Genomic DNA, 3,250 nt, shown 5'->3' with positions numbered 1-3,250 from the left:
CTTTGTCAGATAGCAAACAAAGACATGCTCACGTAGAACATGCCTAACCTAACGAACCTGCCAGTTATGTTTGGGAGGAGTCGTCTTTTGCTGCCAATCGACTGTGTTTGCGCCCATAAAGAAAATAGATGATCGCTCCGACCGAAAGCCAACCAAGAAAACCGACCTTAGTGAGCGTAGGCAGGTTGAAAACGAGATATCCACAAAAGAGAACGGCGAGCAAGGGAACAAGCGGAACAAATGGGACGCGAAAAGCACGCGGTAATTGCGGATGAGTGCGGCGCAGTACAACCAGTCCAATCGAGACCAAAATAAAAGCAAACAGCGTTCCGATGTTGGTGAGCTGGGCCAAGCTGGAGAGGGGCAATAATCCACCGAAGGTTGCTACTAATGCAGCCACGATGAGCGTGCTCTTTTGTGGTACCTGTGTGCGGGGATGTACGTGCGAGAAGAGCTCGGGGAGCAAGCCATCTCGGCTCATCGCAAAAAACATCCGAGCTTGTCCATACATCATAACTAACAAAACTGTCGTGATTCCGACAATGGCTCCCAACGAAATGAAGCCTGCTACCCAGTCCTGATTGACATAGCTGAGCGCAAACGCGACCGGATTTTTGACATTCAACAAATGGTACGGAACAATCCCTGTCAATGTCAGGGAGACCGCAATGTACAAAATCGTGCACACGAGTAAGGAAGAGATGATCCCGATTGGCATGTCGCGCTGGGGATTGCGCACTTCTTCGGCAGCAGAAGACACCGCATCAAACCCGATAAAAGCAAAAAACACCGTGGCGGCTCCAGTCGCTACTCCCGCAAAACCAAACGGCATGAACGGACTCCAGTTTTCCGGCTTTACATACATGACCCCAACGACGAGGAACAGGACAACTACCGCTACTTTTATTAACACCATGATGGTATTCAGGCTCGCTGACTCTTTCGTCCCTTTCATCAATAAAGCTGTAATGATAACAATGATGAGGACCGCAGGTAAATCGATGATCGTTCCTTTCGATGTATCAAACGCACTCGTGAGCGCATGGGGCAGGTGGATGTTAAACCCGGCAAGCAATCCCTGGGCATACCCCGACCATCCGCTTGCCACCGCAGCACAAGCCACACCGTATTCGAGAATCAAGTCCCACCCGATCATCCAAGCGACAAACTCCCCAAATGCCGCATAGCTATATGTATAAGCACTTCCCGACACGGGAACAGTCGAAGCAAATTCTGCATAGCAGAGTGCAGCAAACACACAGGCAAGTGCCGCAATAACAAAAGACAAAACAAGTGCAGGTCCAGCATGCAAGGCAGCGGCAACTCCCGTTAACACAAAAATCCCTGTTCCCATGATCGCGCCGATGCCCAGCATTGTCAGGTCAAAAGCACCTAATGACTTTTTAAGAGAGCTTTCTGTTTTATCCACCTGCTCCAGCATTTGCGCAACTGACTTTTTCCTCAGCAATTGATTTTTCCATGACATCATGTGCGACCTCCCAAGCGGGTCATTCACTTCCAACCGTGATTGAAAACAGTTGGAGTATGATCCGTATGGAGGAAAATTATGCATAGACACAGCTTGGATCAGATTTTGTCAGGGGCTACCTGCGCGCTAATCCGCGCCCAATGACATTGGCGGAAACGGGAGCAATCCCGAGCTCTCTTGCCCAGACAGACAACTGACCCATGTGATGAATCTCGTGAGCGATGACATGACGAAGCAGTTCGCCCTTCGTGTACACTTCATCATCCCAGGCGACCTTTACTGATTCGTTCTCCAACGCGTCTGACCAATTCTCGATGAAATCACGCAATTCTACGCGCCAGACATCTGATAGCTCTTTTACTTTTTCCAGCGTTTTGTATGCTTCGTATGCCACCTGAACATCCGGCTTTCCTTGCACACCCCTAAGCCAGCTATACTCGACGTCAGCAATGTGAAACAAAGTGTACAAAATCGTGCCAGCTCCACCGGTACGCTCGCGCAGCAATTCTTCTGGTGGCAGCTGCTTACACCATTCCATCCACTCGTCCCGGACCTGCCAGTTATACTGGAAAAGCATCTTCATCGAGTTCACTCCTTATCCATTTGAGTAGATGAGTAGGAAAATTCCAACTAATAATAGCACGTACGTTCTTATTATATGAGATTTTTAGTGGTAGTGGTGGGGAGAAGCCCTTCAACATGTTTTCGTATGGATTTGATCTCTTTCGGCTCTTAAAACATAATGAGGGACCTTGAAGAGAAGTTATTTAGGGATCTTTAGCACAAGCCCGTGGGAGTTAGCAAGATTGTTTAAAGAGGTTAGGATTTCCTCCATTTGCTGTTTACCAGTCGAAATTTGTTCATTAGCTTTTGCGAGCTCAGATAAATTATGTTTCTCGATCGATGATGCAAGTAACAATAAACCGTCACGTTGTGTTTCTGCTGCTTTTATATACTGTTCGTGAATGATTTGAACCTCTTTAGTTGCAGGTTTTATTTTTTTGATCTCTAATACCAACTGTGCATAGACAGGAATAATATTGTTCGTTAGCTTCTTGAAAATAACGGCATCATCTTTTATCTTTGCACCTAATATAGCGTTATACTCATCAACTGCTTCATTCTCAAGATAGGCCACTTTTGGCATATCACTATCTATGTAGTGTGCTAAGTCATCTTTGACCGGATCACTACCAAATTCCTTAAACGCAAAAAATGAAGAAAGAAAAGCTATCGTATAGATTAGTTTTTTTGATTTCAGCATTGGTACCACCTTTTAATTTTGACTATCCTAAGGGAACTGAAGCTTGATTAGTGTTAAATTTGGTATTGTTGAGTAGCTTTCCATTTCATGCCTTACATTCAGCCTCTGTTTCATCCCATAATTCATTCTGATGAGACATCAACTACTGCGTCTAAAAAAATGCTAACTTAACTCAATCTGATACATATTAGAAATCTCGGGATAAATATCACGGAGAAAAGAGCCTTTTATTACTTCTTTTATTCTTAAACCATTACAATCATCGAATTCAACCCCTCTGACAAAATACAATATTTCAAGATTTGCATTAATAAATACTGCTGAAAAATCCCACTCAACATATAGTAGTAAATCTTGTATTCCAATTACTGTTTTAGGACTACCGAATGGTGTTAATATCCCGTTCTCATTTAGGATGATTACCTCTTCTAATATTTTCATCCGTCTTCGGTTTTTTTTAATAAATTCCTCTATCTGATCTTCATAGTAAAGTGGCA

General features: G+C 44.3%; 4 protein-coding genes. All 4 read right to left on the bottom strand.

Annotation, left to right across the window (positions count from 1 at the left end):
- Positions 1-64 precede the first annotated feature (64 nt).
- Positions 65-1,486: a branched-chain amino acid transporter BcaP gene (gene bcaP, locus C7R94_RS28035; protein WP_106785843.1), complete on the bottom strand. Its 1,422-nt coding sequence runs from the start codon at positions 1,484-1,486 to the stop codon at positions 65-67.
- Between the two features lie 118 nt (positions 1,487-1,604).
- Entirely contained in the window at positions 1,605-2,072 is a 468-nt protein-coding gene (locus tag C7R94_RS28030; RefSeq protein WP_106785842.1) for a DinB family protein, read from the bottom strand.
- Between the two features lie 180 nt (positions 2,073-2,252).
- A complete protein-coding gene (locus C7R94_RS28025) occupies positions 2,253-2,753 on the bottom strand; it encodes a hypothetical protein (RefSeq protein ID WP_106785841.1) in 501 nt (166 codons plus the stop codon).
- 162 nt (positions 2,754-2,915) lie between these two features.
- Positions 2,916-3,250 (bottom strand): hypothetical protein (locus C7R94_RS28020; protein WP_158264715.1); only part of this gene is annotated, 335 nt, incomplete at its 5' end.

Source organism: Brevibacillus sp. NRRL NRS-603, assembly GCF_003013445.1.
In the GTDB taxonomy this organism is placed as follows: domain Bacteria; phylum Bacillota; class Bacilli; order Brevibacillales; family Brevibacillaceae; genus Brevibacillus; species Brevibacillus formosus.
Note: the sequence above shows the minus strand (reverse complement) of the source record. Positions and strands in the feature narration are given on the sequence as shown.

What these genes read in the sequence shown, in the direction of transcription:
- bcaP (WP_106785843.1), bottom strand. Translation starts at nt 1,486, where the DNA reads ATGTCATGGAAAAATCAATTGCTGAGGAAAAAGTCAGTTGCGCAAATG.
- C7R94_RS28030 (WP_106785842.1), bottom strand. Translation starts at nt 2,072, where the DNA reads ATGAAGATGCTTTTCCAGTATAACTGGCAGGTCCGGGACGAGTGGATG.
- C7R94_RS28025 (WP_106785841.1), bottom strand. Translation starts at nt 2,753, where the DNA reads ATGCTGAAATCAAAAAAACTAATCTATACGATAGCTTTTCTTTCTTCA.